Annotated in this window: 10 protein-coding genes and 3 pseudogenes; 6 read left to right on the forward strand and 7 right to left on the reverse strand. The window is 65.2% G+C overall.

Translation table 11 applies throughout. The annotated features are described in order from the left end of the window. The first annotated feature begins 36 nt into the window (after positions 1-36). Together AC628_RS26030 and AC628_RS26035 are read left to right on the forward strand one after the other, a co-directional pair. Positions 37-1,125, forward strand: a complete 1,089-nt coding sequence (locus AC628_RS26030) for a S1C family serine protease (protein WP_074129676.1) — start codon at positions 37-39, stop codon at positions 1,123-1,125. Between the two features lie 136 nt (positions 1,126-1,261). Next, entirely contained in the window at positions 1,262-3,586 is a 2,325-nt protein-coding gene (locus tag AC628_RS26035; RefSeq protein WP_074129677.1) for a xanthine dehydrogenase family protein molybdopterin-binding subunit, read from the forward strand. A 79-nt stretch (positions 3,587-3,665) separates the two neighbouring features. Here the strand turns inward: AC628_RS26035 and AC628_RS26040 are convergent. From AC628_RS26040 to AC628_RS26050, 3 genes and pseudogenes are all read right to left on the reverse strand, one after another. Next, a pseudogene (locus AC628_RS26040) lies at positions 3,666-4,861 on the reverse strand (acyl-CoA dehydrogenase family protein). Positions 4,862-4,875: 14 nt separating this feature from the next. Then, a pseudogene (locus AC628_RS26045) lies at positions 4,876-6,022 on the reverse strand (acyl-CoA dehydrogenase family protein). 8 nt (positions 6,023-6,030) lie between these two features. Continuing rightward, the gene (locus tag AC628_RS26050) at positions 6,031-6,885 is read right to left on the reverse strand and encodes an enoyl-CoA hydratase (RefSeq protein ID WP_074129678.1); all 855 of its coding nucleotides are present in this window, start codon (positions 6,883-6,885) and stop codon (positions 6,031-6,033) included. Positions 6,886-7,043: 158 nt separating this feature from the next. Here AC628_RS26050 and AC628_RS26055 point away from each other — a divergent pair, with 158 nt between their 5' ends. The 3 genes from AC628_RS26055 to AC628_RS26065 are packed head-to-tail and all read left to right on the forward strand — an operon-like array spanning position 7,044 to position 9,084. Then, a complete protein-coding gene (locus AC628_RS26055; RefSeq protein WP_074129679.1) occupies positions 7,044-7,664 on the forward strand; it encodes a LemA family protein in 621 nt (206 codons plus the stop codon). A 21-nt stretch (positions 7,665-7,685) separates the two neighbouring features. Continuing rightward, positions 7,686-8,582, forward strand: coding sequence for a TPM domain-containing protein (locus AC628_RS26060; protein WP_074129680.1), 897 nt, complete (start codon positions 7,686-7,688; stop codon positions 8,580-8,582). 4 nt (positions 8,583-8,586) lie between these two features. Further along, complete coding sequence (locus AC628_RS26065; RefSeq protein ID WP_074129681.1) at positions 8,587-9,084, forward strand: TPM domain-containing protein; 498 nt, start codon at positions 8,587-8,589, stop codon at positions 9,082-9,084. 199 nt (positions 9,085-9,283) lie between these two features. On the opposite strand, the gene AC628_RS26070 is transcribed toward AC628_RS26065, so the two are convergent. The 4 genes from AC628_RS26070 to AC628_RS26085 all read right to left on the reverse strand — a co-directional run bounded on the left by AC628_RS26070 (position 9,284) and on the right by AC628_RS26085 (position 12,647). Further along, positions 9,284-9,898 carry a glutathione S-transferase family protein gene (locus AC628_RS26070; protein ID WP_074129686.1) on the reverse strand — a complete coding sequence of 205 codons (615 nt, stop codon included), beginning with the start codon at positions 9,896-9,898 and terminating at the stop codon, positions 9,284-9,286. A 127-nt stretch (positions 9,899-10,025) separates the two neighbouring features. Beyond that, positions 10,026-11,339, reverse strand: coding sequence for an MFS transporter (locus AC628_RS26075; RefSeq protein WP_083633141.1), 1,314 nt, complete (start codon positions 11,337-11,339; stop codon positions 10,026-10,028). A 127-nt stretch (positions 11,340-11,466) separates the two neighbouring features. After that, positions 11,467-12,276, reverse strand: a complete 810-nt coding sequence (locus AC628_RS26080) for an MBL fold metallo-hydrolase (protein ID WP_074129683.1) — start codon at positions 12,274-12,276, stop codon at positions 11,467-11,469. After that, complete coding sequence (locus AC628_RS26085) at positions 12,273-12,647, reverse strand: Crp/Fnr family transcriptional regulator (RefSeq protein ID WP_074129684.1); 375 nt, start codon at positions 12,645-12,647, stop codon at positions 12,273-12,275. Before AC628_RS26085 ends, AC628_RS26080 begins: the two co-directional genes overlap by 4 nt. A gap of 210 nt (positions 12,648-12,857) precedes the next feature. On the opposite strand from AC628_RS26085, the pseudogene AC628_RS26090 reads away from it, so the two are divergent. Beyond that, positions 12,858-13,297: pseudogene (locus tag AC628_RS26090) on the forward strand (hypothetical protein); the annotation flags it as partial.

Genomic DNA, 13,297 nt, shown 5'->3' on the forward strand with positions numbered 1-13,297 from the left:
TGTTGACCCCGGGCGTTTGTTGCTTGGAGCACACCCATGAGTCGGCGCACTGCCGTTATCGTGGCCGTCATCGCGGCCATTCTCTTGATCGTCGCGGCCGGCAACATCCGTCAGGCGCCGTGGACGGGCCCGGCTGCCCGGGCGGTCGCCGAGCGCGGCGCGCTGTCGGAGGCCGAAAAGGCCAATGTCGAGATCTTCGAGAAGGTCTCGCCGTCGGTCGTGCAGGTGGTGACGCAGACCGCCGCCAATCCGTTGAGCGAGGACCAGGAGAGCGGCTCGGCGTCCGGCACCGGCATTGTCTGGGACAATGACGGCCACGTCGTCACCAACAACCATGTGGTGCAGAACGCGAGCCAGGTCGCGATCCGCTTTGCTTCCGGCGAAGCGGTGCGCGCCGAGATCGTCGGCACGGCGCCGAACTACGATCTGGCGGTGCTGCGCATTCGCAGCGCGCGCAAGCTGCCGCCGCCATTGGCGCTTGGCAGCTCGGCCGACCTCAAGGTCGGTCAGTTCGCCTATGCGATCGGCAATCCGTTCGGGCTCGACCAGTCGATGTCGAGCGGCATCATCAGCGCGCTGAAGCGCAGGCTGCCGACCTCCAGCGGGCGCGAGATCTCCAACGTGATCCAGACCGATACCGCGATCAATCCCGGCAATTCGGGTGGCCCATTGCTGGATTCCGCCGGCCGCCTGATCGGCGTGACCACGGCGATCCTGTCGCCGTCGGGCTCGTATGCCGGTATCGGCTTTGCGATCCCGGTCGACATCGTCAACCGCGTGGTCCCCGAGCTGATCCGCAACGGACGCGTGCCGACGCCGGGGATCGGCATCGTGACCGCGAATGAGGCGGTCGCCACGCGTATCGGCGCCGAGGGATTGATCATCGTGCGCACCACTCAGGGCTCGCCGGCCGAGCGCGCCGGACTGCGCGGGGTCGATATGTCGACCGGTGAGCTCGGCGATGTGATCACCGCGGTCGACGGCAAGCCGGTCCGTCGCCTCTCCGACCTGGCCGATCAGCTCGAGCAGATCGGGGTCGGCAAGAACGTGCGCCTCACCGTGAGCCGCGACGGCTCTACGCGCGACGTCGAGGTTGCCGTCGCCGATATCGGCCGAACGCAATGATGTAGCGATTGGCCGGTCGCATGCCACGGGCAGCGCTCGCGCGCGCCGCAGGGTGGACGCGCTCGGCGCGCGGTTGTCAGGCCGCCAAAATCAGCTAAAACCCCCGCCAAATATTGGAAGCTCGAAGGACCCTCTGATGAACATTCTTCCCGGCAATATGCGTTTTGGTGCGGGCCAGCCAGTCAAGCGTCTGGAAGACCAGCGGCTGGTCACCGGGAAGGGGCATTTCATCGACGACAAGCCGCAGGACGGCGCGCTCTGGCTGCACGTGCTGCGCTCGCCGCATGCCCATGCCAACATCAAGTCGATCGACGCCAAGCCGGCGCTGGAGATGCCCGGCGTCAAGGCGGTCTATACCGGCGCCGACCTCGTCAAGGACGATATCGGCACGCTGCCGACGCTTGCGATCTTCAAGCGGCCCGACGGCTCGCCGATGACGGTGCCGCCGCGGCGCCTGCTGGCGCATGAAGTGGTGCGCTATGCCGGTGAGGGTGTCGCGGCAGTGGTCGCGACCTCGCGGACGCTGGCGCAGACCGCGGCGGAGGCGATCGAGGTCGATTACGAGGTGCTGCCTTCGGTGGTCGATCCGGTCGAGGCGATCAAGCCCGGCGCGCCCGCGGTGTGGCCGGAGGCGCCCGACAACGTCGTCGCCGCGATGAGCTATGGCGACGCCGCCAAGGTCGAGCAAGCCTTTGCCAGCGCCGCGCACAAGGTGTCGCTCGATCTCGTGAGCCAGCGCCTGGTGCCGTCGGCGATGGAGCCGCGCTCGACCATTGCCGAGATCGAGAAGAAGACCGGCCGGCTCATCCTCCACGTGCAGTCGCAGACCCCGGGCTCGACCCGCGATCTCCTCGCGGAATCGATCCTGAAGCGGCCAAAGGACAGCGTGCGCGTGCTGGTCGGCGATATCGGCGGCGGCTTCGGCCAGAAGACCAGCCTGTATCCGGAAGACGGCATCGTCGCCTATGCCGCGACCAAGCTGAACGAGAAGATCCGCTGGCGTGGCGACCGCACCGACGAGTTCGTCGGCGGCACCCATGGCCGCGACCTCACCTCGACCGGCGAGTTCGCGCTCGACGCCAAGGGCCGCGTGCTGGCCTACCGGGTGCGCTCGATCGGCGGCACCGGCGCTTACTCGTCGGGCACCGCCAACATCATTCCGCTGGTGCTCGGCCCGTTCGTGCAGACCGGCGTGTACGATTTGCCGCTGGTGCATTTCGAGGTGAAGTCGGTGATGACCCACACCGCGCCGGTCGGCGCCTATCGCGGCGCCGGCAGGCCCGAGGCGGTGTTCATCGTCGAGCGGCTGTTCGACGCCGCCGCGCGCCAGATCGGCATGGATCCGCGCACCATCCGCAAGGTCAACTACATCAAGCCGGCGCAGCTGCCTTACACCAATGCGGTCGGGCAGGTGTATGATTCCGGCGCGTTCGCGCACATGCTGGAGCGCGCGTCTGATTTGGCCGACTGGAACGGCTTTGCCGCGCGCAAGAAGGCGGCCAAGAAGAAGGGCCTGCTCTATGGCCGCGGCCTGACCAGCTACATCGAATGGACCGGCGGCCGCGCCCACACCGAAAACGTCTCGCTGCATGCGACCGCCGAAGGCCGCGTCGTCCTGCACTCCGGCACTATGGCGATGGGGCAGGGCCTCGCCACCACCTACACCCAGATGATCGCCGATACGCTGGGCATTGCCATGGACAAGATCGACGTCATCCAGGGCGACACGGACCTTGCCACCGGGTTCGGCAGCGTTGGCTCGCGCTCGCTGTTCGTCGGCGGCACCGCGGTTGCGGTCTCCGCCAACGACATGATCAACAAGGCGCGCGACAAGGCCTCAAACCTGCTGGAAGCCTCCGTCGGGGACATCGAGTATCGCGACGGCTTCCTCACCGTGGTCGGCACCGACAGGCGCATCAGCCTGTTCGAGATCGCGAAGAAAGAAAACGGCGCCAAGCTCTCGGTCGAGAGCGAGGGCAATGTCGACGGACCGAGTTGGCCGAACGGCACCCATATCTGCGAGGTCGAGATCGATCCCGAGACCGGCGTCACGCGCGTGGTGCGCTACACCACGGTCGACGACGTCGGCGTCGCGGTCAATCCGATGCTGGTGACGGGGCAGGTGCATGGCGGCGTTGTCCAGGGCATCGGCCAGGCCCTTTATGAAGGCGTCGCCTACAGCGAGGAAGGTCAGCTGCTGACCGCGAGCTATCAGGACTATTGCATCCCGCGCGCATCGGACGTTCCGCCGATGTCAGTGACGCTCGATCCCTCTGCACCCTGCAAGACCAATCCGCTCGGTGCCAAGGGTTGCGGCGAGTCGGGCGCGATCGGCGGGCCGCCCTGCATCACCAACGGCGTGATGGACGCCTTGAGCGAGGTCGGGATCACCCAGCTCAACACGCCGCTGACGCCGGTGAAGATCTGGCAGGCGATCCAGGACGCCAAGGCGGGGGTGTAAACGCGCCACGCTGCCACCCTCCCCTGGAGGGACCCCTCCAGGGGAGGGTGAAGGGAAGGCGATCGCGGCCAGATGCGGCCTACAACCCCAGCACCATCTTCGCGATGATATCGCGCTGGATCTCCGACGAGCCGCCGAAGATCGTGTACGCCCGTCCGTTGAGATATTCCGGCACACCGGCAGCAGCTCTTCCGGAATCGCCGGCTCGTGGTTGAGCCGGTAGAACGGTCGCGCCGGCTCGACGGCGAGGCCGTCCTGGCCGATCACGTCGACGCCGAGCCGCGTCACCGCCTGGCGGATTTCGCTGACGCGGAGCTTGATCAGCGACGACACCGCGCCGGGATTTTGCCCGGTCTGCAGCGCCGACAGCACCCTGAGCTCGGTCATCTCGAGCGCATCGATATCGACCTCGACCTCCGACATCCGCATCGCGATGTCAGGGTCCTCGATGGCGCGGCCGGTGACCTCGGAGTCCGCGAGATCGGAGATCGTCTTCAGCGCCTCGCGCAGCTTAGCGGACGCGATGCCGGAGCCGCGCTCGAATTCCAGCAGGTACTTGCCGTAGGTCCAGCCCTTGCCCTCTTCGCCGACGCGATTGGCGACGGGCACGCGGACGTCGTCGAAGAACACCTGGTTGACCTCGTGATCGCCGCCGATGGTCAGGATCGGGCGCGTCGTGATGCCTGATGTCTTCATGTCGATGAGAATAAAACTGATGCCGTCCTGCTGCCGCTCGCCCTCATTGGTGCGCACCAGCGCGAACATGCGGTTGGCGTGATGCGCATGCGTGGTCCAGATCTTGGTGCCGTTGATGACGTAGTCGTCGCCGTCGCGCACTGCGCGGGTCTTCAGCGAGGCGAGGTCGGAGCCGGAGCCCGGCTCGGAATAGCCCTGGCACCAGTAGTCTTCACCCGAGAGGATCCGCGGCAGGTAAAAGTTCTGCTGCTCGGGCGAGCCGAAGCCGATGATGACGGGACCGACCATCTTCACGCCCATCACGTTGACATTCGGCACGCCGGCGCGGGCGCACTCGGCCTCGAAGATCCAGCGCTGCGCCGGTGTCCAGTCCGGTCCGCCATGTTCGACCGGCCAGCCCGGCGCGCCCCAGCCCCTCCGGTGCAGCGCGCGCTGCCAGGCCATGCCGATATCGGGATCGGAGAACACCGACGGTGTCAGCGCGGTGGCGCGCTTCATTTCTGGCGTCAGACTCTCGGCGATATAGTCGCGGACTTCCTTTTCGAAGGCACGTTCTTCGGCGCTGAAGGTGAGATCCATGGTGCGCTCTCCGTTTACGCGTGGACGCGGCCGCTCAGCGCGGCGTGGCGGCGATAATGATGGGCGCTGCCGCCGAACAGGGTGTCGAAGGCAAGCAGCCGCTTGAAATAGGCGCCGATGTCGAGCTCCTCGGTGACGCCCATGGCGCCGTGCAACTGCACCGCCTGCTCGGCGACAAAGCGCGCGCATTTGCCGATCTTGGCCTTGGCGCCGGACGCGGCACGGCTGCGCGCCACCGGCTCAGCGTTGGCCATGAGCGCGGCACGCAGAGCCATCGAGCGCGCCTCGTCGACCTGCATCGCCACATCGGCGAGGCGATGACGGATCACCTGATTGGCCGACAGCGGCCGCCCGAACTGCTTGCGGATTTTTGTATATTCAAGCGTGGTGTCGAGCAGCCTCTGCATGATGCCAACTGCTTCCGCGCCGAGCGCGGCCATTGCGCGGTCGACCACGGTTTCGATCGCGGGCAGCGCATCACTGCCGTCGCCGAGCAGCGCGTCGGCCGGCAGTTGCACATCCCTGAGATCGAGATTGCAGCCGCGCCCCCCCGCCAAGCCGCGCGTAGTCACGCGAGGTGAGGCCGGGCGCACCAGCCGGCACCAGGAACAAGGCAAGCTTGCCGGATGCGCCATTGGCGTTGGCGATGCGAGCGGAAACGATGATCTGGTTGGCTGCCGCGCCGTCGAGCACTGCGACCTTGCTGCCGTTCAATCGCCAGCCGTCGGCGGTCTTGGTCGCCGTGGTGTCGACATAAGCGAGATCGAAGCGCGCGGCGCGCTCCGAATGCGCGAAGGCGAGCGTGAGCGCGCCCTCGGCAATCCTGGGCAGGATCGCCTGCTTCTGCGCTTCGGTGCCGCATTCGGCGACCAGCGCCGCGCCGATCACGACAGTGGAGAGGAACGGCTCGGACACCAGCCCGCGTCCGAACGCTTCCATCAATAGTCCGATCTCGATCGCGCCGCCGCCGAGCCCGCCATGGGCCTCAGCGATCGGCAGCGCCAGCCAGCCGAGCTCGGCGAATTGTTTCCAGATCGCGGGCGAATAGCCCAGCGGATCGTTCACCGCCTTCTTGCGATGCTCTGATGTGAAGGTCTCCGCCACGAAGCGGTCGGCACTTTCGCGCAGCAGGCGCTGCTCGTCGCTGAGGGTGAGGTCCATCTGGCTTTCTACACGTTGGCGGTTTTCTTGACGGAAGGATGCAGACCCGCCGGGTCCACCACCATTCCGAATTCCTGAAGGTTGTGGGCGTGGCAGAGCTGATGCAGCGCGAAGGCTTGATCGATCGCGGCAGGCTGCCCCATGATGTCGATCGAGCGGTTCACCGCCTCCTTGGAGAGCTTCAGCGCAAAAGCGGGTTTCGCGGCGATCCTGCGCGCCAGCGCCAGCGTGAAGGAGAAGAGATCGCCGCGCGGCACCACGTGATTGACCATGCCAAGGCGATGCGCCTCGTCGGCGCTCCAGACGTCGGCGGTGAACAGCATCTCCTTGGCCTTGCGTGCGCCGAGCTCCCAGGGATGCACGAACCACTCGACGCCGCAGACGCCCATCGTCACCACGGGGTCACAGAATTCGGCGTCACTGCTGGCAACGATCAGGTCGCAGGCCCAGGCCAGCATCAGCCCGCCGGCGATGCACTTGCCGTGCACTTCCGCGATCGTCGGCTTGGCGAGATTGCGCCAGCGCCGCGTGATCTGCAGGTAGATCTCCTGCTCGCGCGCGAAGCGGCCGTGGGCATTGGGCTCGGCGAAGCCACCCCAATTTCCGACTGGCGGGAAATCGACGCCCGCCTCATTCTTGGCTCCTGGCCTGAGATCGTGACCGGCCGAGAAATGCGGGCCATTGCCGGCGAGGATGATGACCTTGACCGTGTCGTCCTGCACCGCCCGGTCGAAGGCGGCGTTGAGGTCGTAGGTCATCTGCAGGTTCTGGGCGTTGCGCGCCTCAGGGCGATTCATCACGATCCGCGTAATCGCGGGGTCGGGCCGCTCGACAACAATCGTCTCGAATTGTTCAGACGCCAATGGATCCTCCCGCGATCGATTTTTTCGCCATGATGAACGGCGCAGGGAGGGATAGGCAAGGGCCATCATCCGCAAAACAGCGCGCGAAATCCGCGCCACGGGATTATCAGGCGGAAATCTGTTACCGTGAGAGAGAATCCACCGGGAGGACCATCTTCATGCGTAAGCTTTGGACCGTGCTGGCAGCGCTGGCGACCTTGAGCCTGACCAACTGCGGCTACAACGCGATCCAGACCAATGACGAGCAGGTCAAGTCGAGCTGGTCGGAGGTGGTGAACCAGTACCAGCGGCGTGCCGACCTGGTGCCCAACCTGGTCAACTCGGTGAAGGGTTTTGCGCAGCAGGAGAAGGACGTGCTGCTCGGCGTCACCAATGCACGCGCCAAGGTCGGCAGCATCCAGGCGACGCCCGAGGTGCTCAACGATCCCGCGGCATTCCAGAAGTTCACGCAGGCGCAGGGCGAACTGACCAGCGCGCTCTCGCGGCTCCTGGTCGTCACCGAAAACTACCCGCAGCTGAAATCGGATGCGTTGTTCCGCGATCTGATGGCGCAGCTCGAAGGTACCGAGAATCGCATCACGGTGGCGCGCAACCGCTACATCAAGGCGGTGCAGGAGTACAACGTCGGCATCCGAACCTTCCCGAACAACCTGACCGCGATGGCGTTCGGCTACAAGGAGAAGCCGAACTTCACGGTCGACAATGAGAAGGAGATCTCGACCGCGCCGAAGGTCGATTTCAATCCGGCACCGTCGCCGTCCCCCGCGCCGTCGAAATAACGCCGCCCGGCGCCCGTCGCGATGACCGCCGCACGCGTCATCCTGTTCGCCTTCCTGCTGGGCTTCATGTGTCCGGCGTGGGCCGAGGTTGCAGTACCTCAGCTCACCGGCCGCGTCGTCGATCAGACCGGGACGCTATCGGCAGGTGATGTCACCTCGCTGAACGACAGGCTGAAGGATCTGGAGACCCGCAAGGGCAGCCAGATCGCAGTCTTGATCGTGCCGACAACAGGCGAAGAAACCATCGAGCAGTTCTCGATCCGCGTGGCCGAGGCCTGGAAGATCGGGCGCAAGAAGGTCGACGATGGCGCGCTGCTCGTCGTTGCCAAGAATGATCGTCATTTGCGCATCGAGGTCGGCTACGGCCTCGAAGGCGTGCTGAGCGACGTCGTCACCCATCGCATCATCGACGAGGATATCACACCGAAATTCAAGGCCGGCGATTTCGCCGGCGGTATCTCGGCCGGCATCGACCGGATGATCCGCCTGGTCAATGGCGAGCAATTGCCGGCACCGGAGCCCGAGCATTGGCAGGCGCCCAATCTCGTCGACTTCGCCAACCCGGTCGTGATTTTCGGCGTCGTCATCGTGGCAGGCTTCCTTCGCGGCCTGCTGGGGCGGCTGTTGGGCTCGGTCGCGACCGGCGGCATCGTCGGCGTCTTCACCTGGATGCTGGCCGGCTCGCTCGCCACCGCGCTGGTGGTCGGCCTGTTCGCCGGCGTTGCGGCGCTGATCTTTGGCGGCTTGAACTTCGGTGGTCCGGCGGCGGGCTCGGGACCGTACCGGCGCGGCGGCGGTTATTCCGGGGGCTGGTCCGGCGGCGGGGGCTGGAGCAGCGGCTCGAGTTCGAGCGACAGCGGCGGCTTCAGCGGCGGAGGCGGTAGCTTCGGCGGCGGTGGCGCCTCGGGGAGCTGGTAGGGATATGAGCATCAAGCGCATCGGCAAGCATCTGATCGAGCATCGCTGGCGCGTGCGGCGCGAGTTTCCGCCGCGCGTCCTCGATGCCATCGAACAGGCGATCACGGCCGGCGAGGCCACCCATTCGGGCCAGATCCGTTTCGTCGTCGAAGGCGCACTCGACGGCGTGCCGCTGTTCCGCAATCAGCCGGCGCGGGAGCGGGCGCTCGACGTGTTCTCGCATTTGCGGATATGGGACACCCATCACAACAATGGCGTCCTGATCTACCTGCTGCTCGCCGACCGCGACGTCGAGATCGTGGCCGACCGCGGCATTGATGCCAAGGTCGGCCACGCCGGCTGGGAAGCGATTTGCCGCGCCATGGAAACGGACTTTCGGGCCGGCCGGTTCGAGCAGGGCGTGATCAAGGGGATCGCGGCGGTGTCGCGGGAACTGGCGAAGTATTTTCCGCCTGCCGAGGGCGGCCCGAATGAGCTGCCGGATAGGCCGGTGGTGATTTGAGGAATTGAGCTACTTGGCCTTCTTCATCTTCCCCGGGGAGGGGGAGGATCGACGCGAATGAAATGAGCGGCGAGGTGGGGTGAAAGTCTCTCCGCCTGAAGGCTGCCCGAGTTGAGAGATCACCCCACCTCGGTTCGCATTGTGCTATCGCTTCATGCGAACCGATCCTCCCCCTCCAGGGGAGGATAAGAAGACCGCCCTACGCCTTCACCGACGGCCGCGCGGCGACGCGGTTGAACCAGGCGACGATGTTGGCGTTCGACTGGTCCAGCGGCTGGCCGACCTGGTTGCCGAAATCGATCCAGCAATAGAGCAGCATGTCGGCGAGCGTGAAGCGCTTGCCGCAGATATAGTCGCGGCCGTCGGCCATCTGATCGTTCAGCCACTTGATGCGGTTGGCGGCGATCATCTTCAGCCCCGGCGAGGCTTCGGGTGCGACCGGAATTCGCTTCTCGAAGAATTTCAGCGCCTCGCCGAAGCGATAGCCGTTGGCAAGCGGCTCGGCGATGTTGAGATCGACCCGGCGCGTCCACATCCGGCATTCGGCGCGTTCTTCCGGCGTGCTGCCGATCATCGCGGGCGAAGGGTGCTTCTCCTCGAGATATTCGCAGATCGCCGTGATCTCCGAGAGGTAGTTGCCGCAGTCGAGCTCGAGTGCCGGCATCTGGCCGTGCGGATTGCGCTTCAGATGCGCTTCCTCGCGGTTCTCGCCCTTGCGCAGGTCGACGGTCTCCTTGGGGATCTCGATGCCCTTTTCCGCCATGAACATGCGCACGATGCGCGGATTGGGTCCGATCGAGTCGTAAAGCTTCATGGTCCTCGCTCCCTGTTTTTCAGCGTTCTTGTTGCCGCTGTTGAACAGGCCACGCGCGGATTTGTCAAATGCAGCGCCACCGGCACAGTCGCGCAAGCTCGGGCGTCAGCCGTCACACCGGTCGCGGTCATTGCGCCGGTTGAGTTGCGATTCCCGGCACCGACGGTCGTCCGCGATAGACCGACAGACCCACGAGGCCCACCGCTGCGGCGAAGAGGATGTAGTAGACCGGAGCAGCCTTGTCGCCCGTGACCTGGACCAGCCAGGTGTTGATGAACGGCGCCAGCCCGCCGAACAGCATCACGGCGAGATTGTACATCAGCGATGCCCCGGTCGAGCGCACGCCGACGGGGAATATCTCGGTCATGAAGGCCGGCATCGGCCCGGCCAGGGCTCCGAGCAGGACCGCGACGATCTGCAACTGCCAGAGGTTCGCCGTGGTCGGCGTGGCGACGAGCCGCTGCAAGATCACATAGAACAGCAAGCTGTAGATGATCAACGCCGGAACCAGGACCGCGCGGCGACCGATCCGGTCGGAGAGGGCACCGCAGGCCACCGCCACCGCCGCATTGATGAGGCTGACGACGAGCAGGCCGAGCTGCGCGTTCAGGATCGGCAGCTTCAGCTCGGCGACCGCATAGGTCGGCAGAAAGATCGCATTGACATAGTTGATCGCCGTGCCGGCGGCGATCAGGCAGAACGAGGCAATCAACTCGCGCGGATGTTCGGAGAACAATTGGCCGAGCGTGGTCTGCCTGCCCGGCTGCGCCGTCGCAGCCCTCTCGGCAAGATACGCCTTGAATTCGGGCGACTCGTCGCACCTTTGGCGCAGGTACCATCCGGTCGGCCCGATCAGAATGCCGAGGATGAACGGCACACGCCAACCCCAGCTCGCAAAGGCGTCCGCCGACAGGCCGAGATTGAGGCCGATCGCCATCGCGGCACCGAGGCCGAACGCCAGCGATTGCGACACCATCTGGAACGAGCCGTAAAAGCCACGCCGGCCAGGCGGCGCGAACTCGATCAGCATCGCGCTGGCGCTGCCGAACTCGCCGCCGGCGGAAAAGCCCTGGATCAGCCGTGCCAGCAGCAGCAACAGCGGCGCCGCGATTCCGATCGCGCCATAGGTCGGCAGGACGCCGAGCAGGCCGGTGCCGGCCGCCATCAGCGATATCATCACGACCAGCGCCTTCTTGCGGCCGTGCTTGTCGGAATAGAGCCCGAACACCAGGCCCCCAAGCGGCCGGGCCGCAAAGGCGATCCCGAATGTTGCGAAGGTGAGCAGCAGCGAGGAATGCGGATTGTCCGCGGGAAAGAACAGCTTGCTCAGGATGCCGGCGAACAGGCCAAAAACGGTGAAGTCGAACCATTCCAGCGCATTGCCGATCGTGGAGGAGATCACCACCCGGCGGCGCATCTGCGCCATCGTGTCAGCCTGCATTCGCTTCGTCTCCCCGCTGTCGGCAACGGCTTGCATCGCCGCGTCTGTGATTCTTATCGTTGCGAGCCGATCCTAGTGCAAAGTCGTGGCAGGTCACAACGGGCCGGCTTCGGCTGGGACCTAGCCGTCAATCGTCGAGCTTGTTGAGGTCGCGCACCGATTGCATGATCGGCTCGAAGTTCGAGCGCGCATCGAGGGCGTCGAACAGTTGCGCGGTGTCCTCGAGCAAAGCGTGCGAGCGCTGCAGTGCGATCCGCACATCGTCCTGCGGCGTGTCGGACAGCCGGCCGTGCCCCGACAGCAGGATCTTCGAATTGAGGCCCTTCAGCCGCTCCAGCGACTGGATGTAATCGGCAATCGAGCCGGAGCCGAACACGCCGCCCATCACGCCGCCGGGCATCAGCGTGTCGGCGGCGAACAGCAGGCCCTTGTCCTGATCGAACAGCGAGATGCAGGCCGAGGTGTGGCCCGGCGTGTACATCACGTTGAGGCGGAGATTGCCGAGGTCGATCAGGTTGCCTTCCTCGAGCCAGATGTCGATGTCGATCGGCACGTTCGGTTCGTTGAACATCTTGCGCAGCATCGAGAAGTCGTCGCGCAGCATGATCTTGTTGGCGGCGAGCCGATGCGCGGCGATATAGGCTGAGCCGTGGAAATGATAGGCCGCGCCAATGTGATCGAGATGCTCGTGGCTCAGCACCACCATGTCGATCATCTCGGGCGTTATCCCGAGATGGTTGAGACAGGCGACGAGCGACGGATAATTGGTCGACAGCCCGACGTCGATCATGATGGTCCGCTTGCTGCCGCGTACGAGATAGGCGTTGGCCGCGCGGTTTTTGAAACGGATCTGGTAGACGTCGTCGGCCGCCTGGATCAGCGTCGCGACGTCGGCGTCGAACAGCGTCTTGAACGGGCTTAGCTTGCGGTCGCTCATGATGCGGCTGCCGCTCGGTAAGTGACGGCGTTGGAGGCGCGGAGGCGTTTCGAGAGCGCATCCATCACCATCAGCGCGAAGGCCGGCTGCTGGCTGACCAGATAGACGAAGCGGGCGTGGTTGATCCGCATCACCCGCGTCGCGGGCGCGGCTGCGATGGCGGTCGCCGAGCGCGCCGAGCCGTCGATCACGGCCATCTCGCCGAAGAACTCGCCCTTGCCGAGGCTGACGATGACCGTCTTGTTGCCACCATCGATCTTGGCGATGTCGACGGTGCCGTCGAGCACGACAAATAGGTCTCGGCCGGTCGAGCCTTCCTCAAAAATGACGTCATCGACACCAAATTCATTGATGCATTTCTCGATCGTCATAGTGCTCCCCTGCCTTCTGGCTGGAAGATGACGGCATGTTAATCGGGAAAGCGCCGCGCGCAAACGGAGCTGACGCAGATTGCCGCAGGGCAACATCGCCCAAATCCGGCCCGGAAAACTCCCTAAAATTTAGGTAATGGCGGCGCGGGGTAACCATTTCGCAAGCAATAAAAGTTACCGAATTGTCAACCAAGTCTGGAGACTTTGAACGTGAGTGAGCAGCAGAGCGAGCCGGTCAGCGGTCAAACCGGCGCCGAAATGGCGGCGAAGAGCGAGCCCGCGATGGCCGTGGCCGGTGTCGAGACTCCGCGGCTCGCGCCCGAGCAGGAAGAGACCTCGCCGAAGGCCGAAGCTCCCAAGGTTGAGCCGTCCCGGCTTGATCCCGCGATCGAGGCCAGGATCGACGCCAAGATCAACCCCAAGATCGACCCCAAGATCGAGCCGACCAATATGGCGGTGCCCAAGGTCGAGACCGGCAAGCGTGAAGAGCCGCGTTTCCCGGGCCGACTGATGATCATGGCGCCCGGTGATCGGACCTGGGACCATGAGGCGACCGCCTCCAAGCCGGGTGCCGAGCAGGCCGGCAAGACCGCCGGCAAACCGGCCGGCACGCGCCGGTTCGGGGCGATGGCCGCGGTGATTGCGCTGGC

Source organism: Bradyrhizobium sp. NAS96.2, assembly GCF_001908235.1.
GTDB lineage: Bacteria > Pseudomonadota > Alphaproteobacteria > Rhizobiales > Xanthobacteraceae > Bradyrhizobium.